14 protein-coding genes are annotated in these 17124 nt (G+C 37.4%); 1 reads left to right on the top strand and 13 read right to left on the bottom strand.

Annotation, left to right across the window (positions count from 1 at the left end; translation table 11 throughout):
- Positions 1 to 82: 82 nt before the first annotated feature.
- The gene (locus ABDV71_RS06880) at positions 83 to 1291 is read left to right on the top strand and encodes a hypothetical protein (RefSeq protein WP_343531715.1); all 1209 of its coding nucleotides are present in this window, start codon (positions 83 to 85) and stop codon (positions 1289 to 1291) included.
- Positions 1292 to 1823: 532 nt separating this feature from the next.
- On the opposite strand, the gene ABDV71_RS06875 is transcribed toward ABDV71_RS06880, so the two are convergent.
- From ABDV71_RS06875 to ABDV71_RS06815, 13 genes are all read right to left on the bottom strand, one after another.
- Positions 1824 to 3254, bottom strand: a complete 1431-nt coding sequence (locus tag ABDV71_RS06875) for a hypothetical protein (protein ID WP_343531714.1) — start codon at positions 3252 to 3254, stop codon at positions 1824 to 1826.
- An 80-nt stretch (positions 3255 to 3334) separates the two neighbouring features.
- The gene (locus ABDV71_RS06870) at positions 3335 to 6160 is read right to left on the bottom strand and encodes a TonB-dependent receptor (RefSeq protein ID WP_343531713.1); all 2826 of its coding nucleotides are present in this window, start codon (positions 6158 to 6160) and stop codon (positions 3335 to 3337) included.
- Between the two features lie 123 nt (positions 6161 to 6283).
- Entirely contained in the window at positions 6284 to 6799 is a 516-nt protein-coding gene (locus tag ABDV71_RS06865) for an Mpo1-like protein (RefSeq protein ID WP_343531712.1), read from the bottom strand.
- 191 nt (positions 6800 to 6990) lie between these two features.
- On the bottom strand, positions 6991 to 8553 hold the full coding sequence (gene rny, locus ABDV71_RS06860; RefSeq protein ID WP_343531711.1) for a ribonuclease Y: 1563 nt from the start codon (positions 8551 to 8553) through the stop codon (positions 6991 to 6993).
- A 286-nt stretch (positions 8554 to 8839) separates the two neighbouring features.
- Complete coding sequence (locus tag ABDV71_RS06855; protein ID WP_113646980.1) at positions 8840 to 9130, bottom strand: cell division protein ZapA; 291 nt, start codon at positions 9128 to 9130, stop codon at positions 8840 to 8842.
- 30 nt (positions 9131 to 9160) lie between these two features.
- A complete protein-coding gene (locus tag ABDV71_RS06850) occupies positions 9161 to 9451 on the bottom strand; it encodes a hypothetical protein (protein WP_343531709.1) in 291 nt (96 codons plus the stop codon).
- Between the two features lie 92 nt (positions 9452 to 9543).
- A complete protein-coding gene (gene pheT, locus ABDV71_RS06845; protein WP_343531708.1) occupies positions 9544 to 11940 on the bottom strand; it encodes a phenylalanine--tRNA ligase subunit beta in 2397 nt (798 codons plus the stop codon).
- A gap of 117 nt (positions 11941 to 12057) precedes the next feature.
- Positions 12058 to 12258, bottom strand: coding sequence for a hypothetical protein (locus ABDV71_RS06840; protein ID WP_343531707.1), 201 nt, complete (start codon positions 12256 to 12258; stop codon positions 12058 to 12060).
- 8 nt (positions 12259 to 12266) lie between these two features.
- On the bottom strand, positions 12267 to 13658 hold the full coding sequence (locus tag ABDV71_RS06835; protein ID WP_343531706.1) for a radical SAM protein: 1392 nt from the start codon (positions 13656 to 13658) through the stop codon (positions 12267 to 12269).
- Positions 13655 to 14419 carry a prolipoprotein diacylglyceryl transferase family protein gene (locus ABDV71_RS06830; protein ID WP_343531705.1) on the bottom strand — a complete coding sequence of 255 codons (765 nt, stop codon included), beginning with the start codon at positions 14417 to 14419 and terminating at the stop codon, positions 13655 to 13657. The genes ABDV71_RS06835 and ABDV71_RS06830 overlap by 4 nt, the downstream gene beginning before the upstream one ends.
- Before the next feature lies 1 nt (position 14420).
- The gene (locus tag ABDV71_RS06825; RefSeq protein WP_343531703.1) at positions 14421 to 15257 is read right to left on the bottom strand and encodes an endonuclease/exonuclease/phosphatase family protein; all 837 of its coding nucleotides are present in this window, start codon (positions 15255 to 15257) and stop codon (positions 14421 to 14423) included.
- Between the two features lie 89 nt (positions 15258 to 15346).
- Entirely contained in the window at positions 15347 to 16045 is a 699-nt protein-coding gene (radC, locus tag ABDV71_RS06820) for a DNA repair protein RadC (RefSeq protein WP_343531702.1), read from the bottom strand.
- 15 nt (positions 16046 to 16060) lie between these two features.
- Complete coding sequence (locus ABDV71_RS06815) at positions 16061 to 17110, bottom strand: TlpA disulfide reductase family protein (RefSeq protein ID WP_343531701.1); 1050 nt, start codon at positions 17108 to 17110, stop codon at positions 16061 to 16063.
- Positions 17111 to 17124: the final 14 nt, after the last annotated feature.

Genomic DNA, 17124 nt, shown 5'->3' with positions numbered 1-17124 from the left:
TAAAAACCATCTTTTTTCCCAAAAACTATTATGATTATCGTGTTAATATTGTTTAAATTTATTGTTAAGCCAATGTTAACAAATGTACCATCTCAAAAAATACAGCCTGCTTTATTTGTCAGCTTTGCTGCTCAATATAGGTACCGTCACTAGCGTGAAGGGGCAGCTGTATAGTTTTGATTTTTATGAAGGTACTTTTAATTTTAGTGTCGATACTCTACTTCAACGCAACTTCTCGGGCGAACTTTCGGCCAACCATATCAAACAGTATTACCAACAATTGGAAAGTGCGCATAACAGTGATTTGATTGCGGCACTACAAAACTATCGTAAGCAACACCAACTCAATGATTGGTTGTATTACCAACTGATCAGAAAGACTGCCGAGCAGCTAAGCCCAAAAGCCAAAAACTACCATAGCTATACCTTATATAAATGGTACCTGATGGTAAAATCTGGTTACGATGCCAGGATTGCAATCGGCGACAACCAGATTATTTTTTATGTGAAGTGCGACGAGGATATTTCGGACATTCCTTATTTTATGATAGATGGAAATAAATACATGTGCCTTAACTATCATGATTACCAAAAACTATTTAAAAAAGCTGATACTTATATCCCTGTTAAAATAGACATTCCCGAAGCCAAAAATGATTTTAGCTATAAGGTAACTAAAATGCCTGATTTTAAACCTGAAGATTACCAAGAAAAGCAAATTGCCTTTAATTATAAGCATAAGGCCTACCATTTTAATGTAAAGGTTAACACCGAGGTGTCGCGTATTTTTGCCAACTACCCAGTGGTTGATTTTGAAACTTATTTTAATATCCCGCTAAGTAGGGAAACCTATCAATCGTTAATTCCTATATTGAAGGAAAACGTGAAGAAAATGTCGACCAAAAAGGGGGTTGACTATTTAATGCAATTTACCCGCTATGCTTTTTTATATGAGGATGATGAGGCTTTACTGGGTAAGGAAAAAAGATTTTCGCCCGAACAAACGCTTTTAAATGACCAAAGTGACTGCGATGATCGTGCGGCATTGTTCTTCTTTCTGGTAAAAGAGATTTACAACCTCCCTATGATTGCTATGCTTTACCCTACGCACATTACCATGGCCGTAGCTTTTGACAAGCCAGTTGGCGAAGCTATTTATTATAAAGGAAAGGTCTATAGTGTGTGCGAGCCTACTCCCCAAAAGAAGAATTTAAAGGTTGGCGAAATTGCCGACAATCTGAAAAAGCAGAAATATGAGGTGGTGTATGCTTACCAGCCTCGCATTCGTTAAGTTGTAATTACTCTTTGTTATTTTAATGTATGTTACCACCAGTTAAGAAATTCCCCTCTTTTAGAGGAGTGCCCAAAGGACGGGGTGTTTCCATACCAAGCTCTAAAACCTTTGATTAGCCTTATCACCCAATCAAAGAGAAAAATATCTCGTTAAATCTCTTCTTCTTCGGACGTCGAGATGACGGTGTGGTACCTCTTCTTGTATTTCTGTTTAGTTATCTTGGCGATTAGCGGTTCCGCAGTAATTACCTACCTGCATTGGCAAAAAAGAGTCAATTATTGGATTTGGCTCATTTTTCTTTTTACAAGATGAAAATAACAATAATAGACAGGTTATTAAGCTTAATGCTTTTAGCATCGTTTTTGGACTTTCATATTCATCAATTTAGTTTAAACCAATGCGGAAACTCTAACTACTTCGCTAAAAGGAGTATATTAAGCTTACGTTAAATCTATTAAGATTAAAACACCATAAAAAGAAAAAGCCATCCTAATTAAGGGATGGCTCTCTATAAAATTATTATCAATGATTATTTTACAGCACCTGGAGTGGTGTAAGGTAAATTTTGAGGATCAAAATGAGCCCAACCAGCTGCCCAGTTCTCTGTACCAAAAGCACCTCTGTAAGTTACTTTATCAAAGAAAGCATCAGCTACTTTTGCATTGGTAAACAATGCACCTGTTGCTGCTGGAGAACCAGCTTTATAAGTAAAATCAGGAGTACCTGCAGATGTTCCAGCGGCAATATCTGAAGAATATTTGAATGGAGCATTCAATAAAGCATCACCCCAAGTACCAGCTAAGAAAGTATTTGTTGCTCTCAAACCAGTTTCGATATCAGCTTTGTTTGTTCCCTTAATATCTTGGCCAGTAATTCCATAAACCAAGTTGTTTTCGAATGACAATCTTCCAGCTGTATAGTTCAAAGTTGTTGCTTTAGCTACAGAAACTTTAGTATCATCAATGTAAATTCCATCAGGGAAACCTGTAAAAATCGAGTTAAAAGTACTGATTGATGAATTTCTTCTGATTTGAGCAGCATGTTGATAAAAACCATTGATTTTAGTGTTAGCTGCTGCTAAAGGACCAACAATAGTTACGTTAGAGAAAGTTGCTGAAGTTTGAGGAGTTGCAGCAGTTCCATCTGGATCATTATCCGATTCGAAACCATTTGAACCTGATTGGTCAGCTACCAAAGGATAACGTTGAGCCAAAGCAAACTGGATTTTACCAGAGAAACCATTATCTGTATCAAAATCATCATCCCAAGTGCCAGTTGCAATTAAGTGTTTTGCATTTACTGTACCGCCAAACCATTCAAAAGCATCATCACCTGAACGATAAACTTGAACATAATCAATAGTAGTACCAGAACCTACAGCACCAAATGTGATCCCGTTGATTTCGTTATCCACTGAAAAAGGAATACCAGCATATTCTACACGAACGTATTTTAAAACACCTGAGTTGTCAGCAGCGTCGGTACCACCAAATTGGATATATTTAGCTTCTTGACCAGCAACTGTTGGGGTTAAACCACCTTCAATTGTATTATTTACACCTTTATTGTGTGGCGCTTTACCTAAAATAATCAAACCACCCCAATCACCTTCTCTACGACCACCTGCCGCTACACCTGAGGTAAAAACAATTGGCTTATCTGCTGTACCTGTAGCATTAATTTTTGCTCCTCTTGTAACAATTAAAGTAGCTTTTGTAGATTTATCACCTTTAATGATAGTACCTGGTTGAATAGTTAGCGTTGCTCCTTCGGTAACATAAACAAAACCTTTTAATTGGTAGATTTTGTCAGCAGTCCAAGTAGTGTTTGTACTGATATCACCTTTAACTTCAACCGAAGTTCCAGACTGAGGTGGTTCAACCACATCATCATTGTTTTTAGAACATCCTACCACAAACGTCGCCAAGGCAAGACAAAAAAGAGTTATTTGTTTTTTCATTTTTGTTTTAAAATTTTATTTATCAAAAAAAGTATTTTGTATTTAACTGATTATAAACCAAAGATTAAATTATCGTTAACCTAAAACCTGTAAGACAATGACAATGAAACATTTGTACCCAATTTATATCTCGAAAGCAACTCATCTTTAGTAACTGCACCACTTACCGGATCAACAATTACATTTGCTGGGCTATATTTTTTGTCTTTATTATTATCAAAATAGAATACCGCAGGATTATTCATGATGTCGTTAACATTCAATTTAATTTGAGCTTTCTTTTTATAGAAACTATAGTTAGCTTGGAAATCCACTACATTTCTAGGTGCCTCCCAAACATTGTCAAAACGTTGACCTCCAGCATTCGCTATTCTTCTGCCAATTCTATTGTAAAGCAAGCTTAGATTTAAGTTGTTATCCAAAGCATTGTACTGCAAACCTGCATTTACTGAATAAGGTGCTTGTCCAACCATCGGTCTTTCTTTGGTGATGAAATTTTGATCTGTTGGATTGGTGATTTTCGATTTTACAAGTGTACCATTCGCATAAAACATTAAGTTTTTAAGGAAATCACTCTCTCCCAAAATTCTCAACGAATGACGGAATTCAATTTCCACACCATAGTTTGTAGCTTTTGGCACATTAAAGAAAGAGAATGCCGGAGTAGAGTTTTGATCGTAGATATTTGGCTCAATGGCATTTTCAAATTTCTTGTAGAATGCAGAAACTGAAAATATCTCTCCTGCACCAGGATAAATTTCATATCTAATGTCTGCATTATCTATTAATGTTCTCTCTAAAGATGGGTTACCAGAAACATTACCTAATAACTCATAATCATAATAATCAAACGGCGCCAATTCCCTAAATTCAGGTCTGGCCAGTGTGCGATAATATGATGCTCTTAAGTTTGCTTTTTCTGTTAAGGCATAAGTTAAGTTTACTGAAGGAAGAAAATCTAGATAATCTTTTTTAACCTTAACTGGCGACCCATCATTACCACGAGAATTCAAATTTAAATTGAATTTCTCGGCCCTTACTCCGTAAACGGCTCTCAATTTATCCGTAATAGGTTGATCTAACATCACATAACCGAAGTTAGTTAACGAGTTAGCATCGTACTTATCTGAATTTGCTGTTATTTCCGAAAGTTCATACAAACCTTGGTTGATTAAGCTCGTTGAATATAGCGTCTCTATTGGTCGAGATTGAATATCTTGATCTGCTTGTTTAAGCGTTAAACCCATTAAACGAGCAGCAAAATTACGTTGACGGTAGTTAGAACCTACTCCAAATTTCAGATTAGCATTCTTGCCAAATAATTTCACAGTTTGTTGATCATTTACCGTACCACCAATAAGTGTTTCGTCCATATCAGAGAACAAGCGATTATTTTCCTTGGTAAGAGCAGTGTTCACTGCTAAAAATGGACTGTTGGTATTTCTTAAGCCCACATTTCTTAAGTAACCTATTTTACGTTGATCAGGTTGACTATTGATGATATTGGCATAAGATAAATTCCAGTTCAATTTGTTATTTGCCGATATTTTATGATCTCCATCTAATGAAGATTTCAATACACCTTTTTGAACGATATCAAACGCATAATACTTAATATCACTAGATCTACCTACGTCGGTTCCTTCACGATAAACAAACCTATCATCCAAAATCCTATTATAAAGATTTTTGAAACTGATTTTGTTATTACCTTTCACATAAGCAAAGTTCGCCATAGCGCCTATGTTTGAAGAGAAAGTATTTACTCTATCTGCATAGTCATATGTATAATATTCTCTATCAACAACTGGTCTAGTTTGCTCAGCGTTGCGATAAGTTAAAGATATTATCGCACCAAATTTTGACTGATCTTTGAAGTTCTTTACCCTACCTAATGTAAACTGATGATTCTGGGTTAATGGAGCATCATGTTGTCCAATCTTCCAAACCTTTGGCATCTGATTTACTGCCGCAATCATCGCTTGTTGATTACCTCTAAGGGCTTCCGTAGCTGCAGTGTTTCTAGGAAAAGTAGATGACGAAGGTAAATCTCTTTTAGTGTCGAAACCAAAATAATTTTCGGTGTAACGCGGACCATTAAAAAAATCCTTAAAGGTAGATAAACTATTATAACCTGTTCCAAGGCTTATTTCCATGAAATTTTGATCAGGAATATCTTTTGTGATAATTTTGATAGAACCACCAGCGAAATCCGCAGCTAAATCTGGAGTTGCCGTTTTATTAACAACAATGTTATCTACTAAGCTAGATGGAACGATATCGAAAGAAAATGCCTTTTTATTAGGTTCTGTACTTGGCAAACTAGTGTTATCCAAACTCGCATTGTTATAACGATCAGCCAAACCACGAACAACCACAAATTTGTTATCTTGAATTGTTGTTCCACTAACTCTCTTTAAAACATCTCCTGTGCTTCTATCTGGGCTTCTCTTGATCATATCAGAAGAGATACCATCAGAAATCAATGCGCTATTCTTTTGCTGAGCATATAGTGCATTGATCGACTCCTTTTTATAATTGCCGGTAATTACTACCTGTTTCAAAGTTTGTGAAGAAGCCTCTTCCATTACGACATTTAATGTAGTAACCGCACCCGCTTTTACTTCTACATCAGTAATTTTTTTAGTGGCATAGCTTACATAAGAAACTTCGATGGTATATTTTCCTTCTGCAAGACCACCTAATAGGTACTTACCATCTACATCAGTGCCTACCCCTCTAGTTGTACCTGCAAGCTTAACAGAAACACCAATCAGCGTTTCTCCAGTTTTTTTATCTGTTACAGTTCCTGAAATTTTTCCTGTTCCCTGAGCGAAAACAAACACACTAGCTAACGCAAACATGATGGTTAGTAGTGCTTTCTTTAGAGTTAATTGTGATTTCAATTTGCCTTATTTTTAATTAGGGCAAAACTATTACCACAATGTTAGCTTCGTGTTAGCTTGAAATTACCATTTGTTTACCACTGGGTTAACAAATTGTTAAAGCGCCTCAGTATCGCTTTTGTATTAATATTTTAAGCCGATTTTTTTGCATATAAAGTGCAATAACCAAATTGGGCCAATTAACAAAAACTTAACATCTTCTAAAAATGAAGGCTTTTTGCCTTCTATTTTATGACCAATGAACTGTCCTACCCAAGCCAGCACAAAAATGGCCAAAAAGATGATCCAAGCCGCTGGGCCATTATGGTATTTCTCCCACATTTCTATCTGTACAATTCCATAGCTCATGCCTGCAATGATCCAAATCATCATAAAGAACAAGGTTGGCGACAGTGTAAAATAATAGTACATGGCAAAGGCAATTAAAAACGATGCCCAGTTAAAGAAGGTTTGGTATTGACCCAAAAAAGATAATTGCGGAAATGGAATTAACCAAACCAAGCCCAGTAAGCTAAATACAATTAGGGGCACACAAATCCAATGAATGAGTTTGTTGGTTCCATTTTGGTGGCTTTCGGCATATTTATCAAATAAAATGTCTACTGGCTTTTTTGCTGGGGCTTGTGCGGCTTTATTCATATCCGGTTATTTTAGAATGATAAAAATAAGAAAAAAAAGAAACCGTCATTTCGAACGTATGTGAGAAATCTAACAATTTGTTGGATTTCCCCTCCTTTGTCTCCGAATAATCGGAGCCGGCTGTCGAAATGACGGTGCTATTTATGCAATCCCTAAATCAGTGTAATCCTGAAATCGGCGCAATCATTAACTTACTTCGCAAAGGCTACCGAACGGGTTTCTCTAATTACCGTTACCTTAATTTGACCTGGGTAGGTCATTTCGGTTTGGATACGGTTAGAAATATCTGCCGCTAGTAATTCAGCTTGTTGGTCGCTTACTCTTTCACTTTCTACCACTACACGTAGTTCCCTACCTGCTTGAATAGCGAAAGTTTTTTCTACACCTGGATAAGACATAGCCAATTCTTCCAATTCCTTTAAACGTTTAATATAGCTTTCTACAACTTCACGACGGGCACCTGGACGGGCACCTGAAATAGAGTCACAAGCTTGGATGATTGGAGAAATCATTGAAGTCATCTCAATTTCGTCGTGATGGGCGCCAATAGCGTTACACACTTCTGGATGCTCTTTATATTTTTCTGCCAATTGCATCCCCAAGATTGCGTGTGGCAATTCTGGATTATCATCAGGCACTTTACCAATATCGTGTAAAAGTCCAGCACGTTTTGCCAACTTAGCGTTTAAGCCCAGTTCGGCGGCCATGGTAGCACAGAAATTAGCTACCTCACGAGAGTGCTGTAAAAGGTTTTGTCCGTATGACGAACGGTAGCGCATACGGCCCACCATTCTGATCAGTTCAGGGTGTAAACCGTGGATTCCCAAATCAATTACAGTACGTTCACCAATCTCGATGATTTCGTCTTCAATTTGTTTTTTGGTTTTCGCAACAATTTCTTCGATACGGGCTGGGTGAATACGACCATCTGTTACCAAACGGTGCAAAGCCAAACGGGCAATCTCTCTTCTTACTGGATCAAAACCCGAAAGGATGATAGCCTCAGGGGTATCATCAACAATGATTTCGATACCCGTTGCAGCCTCTAAAGCACGGATGTTACGTCCTTCTCTACCAATTACACGACCTTTGATTTCATCGTTATCAATATGAAAAATAGATACGGAGTTTTCAATCGCAGCTTCGGCGGCGGTACGTTGTATAGTTTGAATAACTACTTTTTTAGCTTCTTTACTTGCGGTAAGCTTTGCTTCGTCGACAATATCCTTCACCTGCATTAGGGCTTGTGAACGAGCTTCCGACTTCATGTTTTCTACCAATTGGTTTTTAGCTTCTTCAGCACTCAAACCTGCTATGGTTTCCAATTGTTGCACATGTTGGTTTTTCAGTACATCAACCTCCTCTTGCTTTTTAATGGCAAGAGCAGTTTGTTTTTCGAAGTTGTCTTTTTGTTTATCTAGCTCTTGTTCTTTTCTGTTTACATTTTCCATTCGCTGATTAAGCGATTGTTCTTTTTGTTTTATAGAATTTTCACGCTGTGCTACTTCGCTATTACGGCTTTGTACTTGTTGTTCGTGTTCGCTTTTTAACTGTAGAAATTTCTCCTTCGCTTCTAATAACTTGTTCTTCTTTAAAATCTCGGCATTGTTCTCGGCATCTTTCAATATTTTCTTTGCCTTTGATTGAGCCGCTACTTCCTGCTGCTTTAAGAGGTTACGCAGCAGGTATCTGCCAATGACCACTCCTACAATTAAGCTGGCCAGTATGCATCCTACTATTCCTAATATTTCCATTGTTATTTTGATGTTTTTAATGGGAATGGAGCTATCATAACTGATGGTTCCATTGTTCCCTTGTTGTTTTTAAGGAACTGTCTTCAAAACAATTCCCACGTTTGTTGTTTGTTGGTGATGGCTTTAATACCACCGATATTCTTCGTAAAAAAAAAAGCCGCAGCTAAATTATTATGTTCATTCGTCCATTGTTGGTGCAAATTAATGAAACATAAAAATTTAGCCACGGCCAAATTATAGCTATAGTGAACCCCAGAACAACGCCCAGAGGTTTATAAAGAACTTTTTATTTAGCGAAAAATCCGTTCAATAAACTATCTAACTCTTCCACCTTATCGGCTACGCTCGTATCCTGACTTTGAACTTTATGCTCGGCTTTTAGAACTGCCGTGGCATAGTGCAAAACTGCCATTGATAACAAGTCTTGTTTATCTCTAACCGCATAATTTTCCTGATAGTCTTTTATACGTTCATTGATAATCTTTGCCGCTCGTCTCACAATTTCCTCTTCTTCCATGCTTACCTTTAGCGGGTAAATACGGTCGGCGATAGTTATTTTAATCGAGATTTCTCCCATTTTTAGCTTTGTTTCAATTAATCTGTATGCTTATTTCTTAAGCAATACCACACACTTATCAATTTCACGCACAAATTCGTTAATTTTTTGCTTTATATCAAGTGTCTTTTCACTTGTTCCTTCAATACTCTTCGCTAATTTGAGCACTCTTATCTTTTCATCAAGCTCCAAATGCGTGTTTTTAGCCACATCCAGTGCTTGTTTTTGCTGCTTATTTTCTGCTTTTAAGAGTTCATTTTCCTCTTGTAAAGCTTGACAGAGTGCAATCAATCTATCTGTTTTTTGCAGTACACTATTGAGTTGATCTACTACAGCAGCCATTTAAATTTTATTTTTGAATGAAAAAATATTGAATGAATGAATAATTTTAAGAACATCAATCCAATCTTTTCACTTTCTACTTTTAACCTATTTTATCTTATCTCTGCGTTGGCAGTTTGGGCTAAGTTAGCAATAATCTTTTGCATAATTGCATCGATTTGCTTATCGGTTAAAGTTTGCTCCTCATCCTGCAGGGTGAAATTCAAGGCATATGATTTCTTTCCTTCAGGCAGTTTATCTCCTTGGTAAACATCAAATACCTGTACATTTTTAACCAATTTACGTTCGGCCTTAAAAGCAATCGTTTTCAATTGGTCAAAGGTAATGTCCTGATCTACCAATAGAGATAAGTCTCTTCTAACTGCAGGATATTTTGGCACTTCCTTATTGATGATCTTGTTTTTCTTCAAGGCATCCAATACAAAAGCCCAGTCAAAATCAGCGTAGAAAATATCTTTGCTCAAATCAGCTTTCTTTTTATCGGCATTGGTTACCGCACCAAAACTTACCAAGGTTTTATCGCCTCTGAAGTATTTAAGGCCATAAGCAAAGTTTTCGTCGCTAATTTCATCTGTTTGATAGTTAGCCAAACCTAAACGGATTATGATAGCATCTACCGCCGCTTTTAGGTTATAAAAGTTAGATGGTGTTGATTGCTGGTTCCATTGCTCACCTTGTTTGGCGCCGCTTACCACTAGCAATAAACGTGGACGCTCTACATATTTTTCATTAATGAGATGATAGGTTTTACCAAATTCATAAAACTTAATATCTGCATTTTTGCGATTAACATTATAGGCTACGCTTTCCAAAGCAGGTTGTAACAGGCTTTGGCGCATGGCATTTAAGTCAGAGCTTAACGGATTTAAGATCTGCACGGCTTCTGCCTCGTTTTTAGAATTGGCTAAACGAGTTAGGGAATTACACCAAATTTCGATAAAGCCATTCGCGGTAAGCATATCAGCCACCAAGTTTTGTACATTCTCCTTGTTAGGTTTGGCTGTGTAAGCCAATGAAGCATTTACTTTAGCAGGGATATGAATGTTATTGTAACCATAAATACGTAGTACCTCCTCGGTAATGTCGCATTCACGGGTTACATCTACCTTATAGGCTGGCACTCGCAAATCTAAGCCTTCAGCAGTTTCGGTAGCGATGGTGATACCTAAAGCGGTAATAATTTCTTTAATTTCTACCGTTGGGATATCCTGACCTATTAAATCAATTACATTTTGGTATTGAATCGCTACTTCAAATGGATTGGCCTTTACCGGATATAGATCTGAAATAGGCGACGAAATTTGTCCACCAGCAATTTCTTTGATCAACAATGCGGCACGTTTAAGTGCAAAGACCGTCATTTCTGGATCGGTCCCTCTTTCAAAACGGAAGGAGGCATCTGTTTTTAATGCATGTCTTTTTGATGTTTTACGTACCGAAACCGAATTAAAGTAAGCACTTTCTAAAAAGATATTAGTGGTTTGCTCCGTTACACCTGATTCGATTCCGCCAAAAACCCCAGCGATACACAAAGGTTTTTCGGCATCGCAAATCATGAGGTCTTCTGCAGAAAGTTTACGCTCTACATTATCTAGAGTGACAAATGGTGTACCTTCTTCGCATTTTTTTACGATGATTTTTTTGCCTGCAATCTGGTCGGCATCAAAAGCATGTAAAGGCTGCCCCAATTCATGCAATACATAATTGGTAGCATCCACAATATTATTAATTGGACGTAGGCCAATCACTTTCAACTTATCTTTTAACCAATCTGGAGATGGCTTTACGGTTACTCCGCTAATGCTTACACTGCTATAACGTGGGCAGGCATCAGTAGCTTCTACCTTAACGTCAATAATCAGGTTTTCATTTTCAACCGCAAAAGCGTCAACATTTGGCAGCTCGTAGCCAGTACGTAAATAAGCGGCCAAATCTCTAGCTACCCCTAAATGAGATGCTGCATCGGCACGGTTTGGTGTTAAACCAATTTCAAATAGATAGTCGTCGTCAACGTTAAAGTATTTTTTTGCCTCAAGACCAACCGGTGCATCTTCTGCCAATACCATGATTCCTGCATGTGAACCACCCAAACCAATTTCATCTTCGGCACAAATCATCCCTTCAGATACTTCACCCCTAATTTTTGACTTATTGATTTTAAAAGGTTCGCCCTCGTTTGGATGTACGGTAGTACCCACGGTAGCCACCACCACTTTTTGTCCAGCCGCTACGTTGGGTGCACCACAAACAATTTGTAGCGGTTCTGGTCCACCTACGTTTACTTTGGTTACACTTAATCGATCTGCATTAGGGTGCTGCATGCGCTCTTCAACATATCCAATCACCAAACCTTCCAAACCACCAGGAATGGTTTGCACTTTCTCAAGGCTTTCTACCTCCAAACCTATATTGGTAAGAATCAAAGAAATTTCCTGAGGGGTTTTATCAGTTTTAATAAGTTGTTTAAGCCAGCTATATGATATTTTCATTTTGAGTATTGAGTAGGGCGTATTGCAACAATATCTATGCGCTATACGATTTAAAGTGCAAAGATATTATTTAATGCCGAAAGCAGAAAGTGAGCAAAAGAGTTTGACAAAGAAAAATTAATGTATGCTCAAGCCGCTTAATAACATGAGGCATGCTCCGCCTCCTATTACCACCATAATAACAGTAATGATTAATAGCTTTAAGCCAGGAGTTTTATTTTGCTCGGTTCTTTTCGCAAAAATCAACTGCCCCAAGCCCACCAAAAACATTATGGCAACGGCAATCCAATATAATATTGATACAAAAACTATTTCCATATTTAAAATTAGCTAATCGGCATCATGTTTTTCCTTATTTGATCAATTTTATGATCACGATAGAAAATATTCATGGTCTCAAAAGGTATCATTTTCATTTTATCGCTCACAATGTGCACGCAGGATTTTTTAACAGCACGCACGTCAAAATCCAAAGGATCCATAAAGTTCATAATGATGATCCGAAATAAATTATCATATTTCAACCCGTCAGACTGTACTCTAGGCAAACAACACATTAACTCTCCAAAAGTACCTTCAGCGCAATCTACGGAAACTCCTGTACTGAACAAATTAAGCATATGCTGTTTCAATCGCTCATCATGTTCAAAAACAATTGTGTTTTTAGAGTTATTCAGTAAATCTTCTGGGTTGATCAAATTAGTCATTGGAATTACTTCATCATCTACTTTTAGGGCGTAGGCCATACACAACGCATCTGGATTACAAGGCACAGGAATTAAATCTTGAGGCGTAAAAATAGATTGTTCATAAATTTTACGGCGAACTTCTGTGAGCGTTATTCTTCCACTTTGATCATTATAATTATCATTCCTGCCAGCTACTTGGGTAGGCTGAAAGGTTACTCCTCTTACACATTTCTGCTTCAAAGCATATGTGATGATATCTCCTATTTCATGATCGTTTAACCCTTTTTGCAAAGTAACCACCAAAGTAGTGGATAAATTAAAACGATTTAAGTTTTCAATGGCTTTCTTCCTTATTTCGGTCAAGTCTTCTCCCCGCAGTTTTTCAAGCACGTCGGCACTGAAACTGTCAAACTGCAGGTAAATTTCAAAATCAGGCATATACGACGCCAACTTTTCCACAAATGCCACATCTTTGGCAATACGGATGCCATTTGTATTGACCATCAAATGCTTAATTGGTTTTTTCTTCGCCAAATCCAATATGGCAAAAAAATCAGGATGAACCGTTGGCTCGCCACCTGATAGCTGAACTACATCAGGTTCGCCTTCATTTGCCACAACGGTATCCAACATTTTCTCTATTTCTTCTAGTGTACGATGCCTTCCATAATTTGGCGAAGACATGGCATAACATGTTGGACAGCTCAAATTGCATCTGTCGGTAACTTCTACAACCGTTAAACATGAGTGCTGCTCATGATCTGTACACAAACCACAATCATAGGGACAACCATAATGAACTTTTGTATTGAACTTCAGCGGCATCTCCGACTGCTTATTGTAGTTCCGGATTTGTTTATAATACTCTACATCATCAGCAATCATCACCTTGCTTTCACCATGCGCATTACAGCGTTTCAACATGAAAACTTTAGCATCTTGAAACACAATTTTCGCATCGCAAAGCGTTAAACACTCAGGACATAAGCTTTTCGTATAATCGTAATAAATATAATCTCTAGTCTTCATAAACTATTGGCCTTACCAGCAGATGGAAATAAATAGGAGATCAACCTCCACAAAAACTTATAGTAATAAATAAATATAATTAAAGCCGCCCAATGAATACTACTTAAGTTCAAAAATAGCGACTGATAAGGTTTAAGGAACTCAATTAAAAACCGGTAAAGAAAATACAAAAGCATAAAAAGCTTGAACCTATCCCCATTGGGCAAATTCTTTAGACGTATAGATTGAAAAAAAACAATCAAGCAAATGGCGAAAAAAATCTCATAAAGCATTACAGGATGTCGCATCTTACCATCACCTAAATCCATACCGAAAATAAAATCAGTAGCTTTTCCAAAAGTAGGTTCAGCCACTCCCATTAAAAAACAACCAAACCTTCCAATAATTAAAGCCACCAGAATGGGCAGTACATAAATATCGCCAGAGGCTACATTCACGCCAATAATCTTCTTTACAAGCTCAACACCAAACAAGCCCCCCAATAAACCACCCGCAATGGTTTTGCTGGCGTATAACATCAAAAAATTAAGCTGGTCCAAATTGGCCACATCCTCTAGAACAGCAAAAATCCTAGAGCCTACTAACGCCCCAAGCATTGCTCCGAGCATTATCCAAAGCCTATTCTCATCAGAAATTGGATCATTGGCTCCTTTACGCAGAAAATAATACAATCTCACCCCTACTATAAAAGCAAGAGTTTCTAACAAAAAATGCCAGTGATAATACTGGCCAGCAAATTCAAATTGAACAGGAAACGTCAAATTATTGAAATTCTAACTTTGCAAAAACAGGCAAGTGATCTGAAAAATAGCGCTGGTCTTTACTATCGGTAATGACGCCATATTTCTGCACTTTAAATCCTTTATTGATAAAGATATAATCAATTCTATCTTTCAAAGGGCTATCAAATTTGAAACCGTTGAAAGTTCCTTCTGGACCATAAGGCGGCTCTATACTTACTTCTTTACTATCGCTTAAAAACGACTTAATTGTCGTGATGGCATCGGTTTCAGGTGTCACATTCAAATCTCCGGTATAAACCACTGGTAGCTTTGGGGCTATTTCCTGTATTTTTTGTTTAATCAATTTAGCCGATTCTATTCTTGCCTGCACCCCAACATGATCATAGTGGGTATTAAAAACCAAGAACTCCTTTTTATTGAATTTATCGTACAAACGTACCCAAGTACATACGCGGTTAAACATGGCATCCCATCCTTTGCTTGGCACATTTGGCGTGGTCGACAGCCAAAATACTCCACCATCTTTTTTGGTGAACCTATTTTTGTTATAGAAGATGGGTGAAAATTCGCCCTTACGTTGGCCATCATCTCGACCTGCACCTACGACTTCAAAATTAGAATTTTCTAAAATGGCATCATATTGTTCAGCTAGGGCTTCCTGAGCGCAAAGGATATCTACCTCATGAAACTTTACCAATGCTTTCACATTATCCTTTCTTTTGCTCCAAGCGTTAACACCATCTTTTTCGGTACTATACCTAATATTATAGGTCATCACATTTAAGGCAGTATTTTTTTGTGCATTTAATTGGACACTTATCAGTGCTAGTAATAGAACAATTACAATTCGTTTCATTTCTGTTTCAGATTTACTTCCAAATGTAAAAATTCAAAATCTATATTAAGTTAAGCCAACATTAAAAAGTTCAAGTCCTATTTTCTTCCTTAAATATATCCTTCGTCAGCAAGGCTTAGGAAACGGTTGTTGCATACAATGATATGATCATAAATGCGAATTTCCATGAGTGTGCCCAATTCCACAAGTTTCTTGGTAATATTTATATCGGCACTACTTGGCTTTAAATTTCCCGAAGGATGATTATGTACTAAAACCATTGATGCGGCCCCTTGTTCTATCGCAATTTTAAAAACCATTTTTGGATCTATAACGGTACCTGCTTGCCCTCCCTTGCTCATAAAATGTTTCCCGACCATTACATTAGCACGGTTTAACAGCAACAACCAAAACTCCTCGTGAGGCAAATCTGCCAAATCGGTTTTAACGACATTAAAGGCATCAACAGATGACAAGATTTTCTGTATTTCGGTAGCATTGGCACCATTTCTTCGTCGGCCAAGTTCCAAAGCTGCCACAATAGCAATGGCTTTTGCTTCACCTATACCTTTAAACCTTGAAAGCTCCTTCACTCCCAATTGTGAAAGCTTGTCGAGGTCATTTTGACAGGATGCCAAAATGCGTTTGCTAAGGTCAACGGCAGTTTCGTTTTTGTTGCCCGAACCTATTAAAATGGCAATCAGTTCTGCATCGGTGAGCTGTCGCCTACCTTGTTGCAATAGTTTTTCTCTCGGACGGTCGGCTTCGGCCCAGGCTTTAATGCCGAGTTTGTTTTCATAGTTGGACATAGATGTAGAAATTATTTAGAGTAAGATTTCAGTAAGCTTTTTATCTAGCGCTTCGCCCCTGAGGTTCAGCGCAATTATCCTTCCTTCTTTATCGATTAGCACACTTGCGGGAACCGACAGAATACTAAACATACTTGCAACTTCATTTTCCCAACCCTTCAAATCTGAAACCTGCTTCCATGTTAAACCATCTGCGGATATGGCTCCTAGCCAAGCATCTTTCTTAGTATCTAACGAAACACCTAAAATTTCGAAGTTTTTATCCTTAAATTTCTTATAAGCTTTCAGCAAATTGGGATTTTCTTCTCTGCAAGGAACGCACCATGAAGCCCAAAAATCTACCAATACATATTTTCCTTTCAAATCAGCAATATTCAGCATCTTACCGTCAGGGTCTTTTTGCGAAAATGATGGCAGTAATTCGCCGATTTTTAGTTTATATTTAGTAAGTGCCGCATTTTTGACGCTGATACCATAAGATGTGTTTTTTACTTCTTCGCTAAAATTTTCATAGAACGCTTTCAACTTATCTTTAGCTATGAAATTTTTATACCAGCTGAGCAGGATACTTTTTTCTATATCAGAACGACTTTTTTCCACAAAAGAAAGTACTATCTCTTGCCCTTTCTTTTTTCCTTCTTCTTTTGAAGAAACCAAGCCTTTCATTTCGTCTTTTAATTTATCAAACTCTCCTTGAAAAGCATTTCTTTGAAGAAAATTCACTTTTGTCAACAAAAATGTGCGAAAACTTTTATTTGTCACCGTATCCAGCTCTAAAATAGTTGGCTTTTCGCCTACATACACTGTAAAAGAAGGAACTACAACATCTTTAGATAGGTTTTTAAAATCTACCCAAAGATTAACAGCCATTGGGAATTCTGCTTTACCTGTGTATTTAAACTTTCCATCTACCACAAAAAGAGAATCTACCAACTTATCTTCATAAAACACCTTCAACATTCCGTTTACTGGTGTTTTATACTTACCAGATATTTCAAACTTTGCCTGAGCAAAAACAAGGTTGCTTATCAGAGAAACAGCCAGAAAGAGCATTATTTTTTTCATCGCATTTTTTTTAA

The sequence above is a fragment of the Pedobacter sp. genome, assembly GCF_039594775.1.
Taxonomy (GTDB): Bacteria; Bacteroidota; Bacteroidia; order Sphingobacteriales; family Sphingobacteriaceae; genus Pedobacter.
Note: the sequence above shows the minus strand (reverse complement) of the source record. Positions and strands in the feature narration are given on the sequence as shown.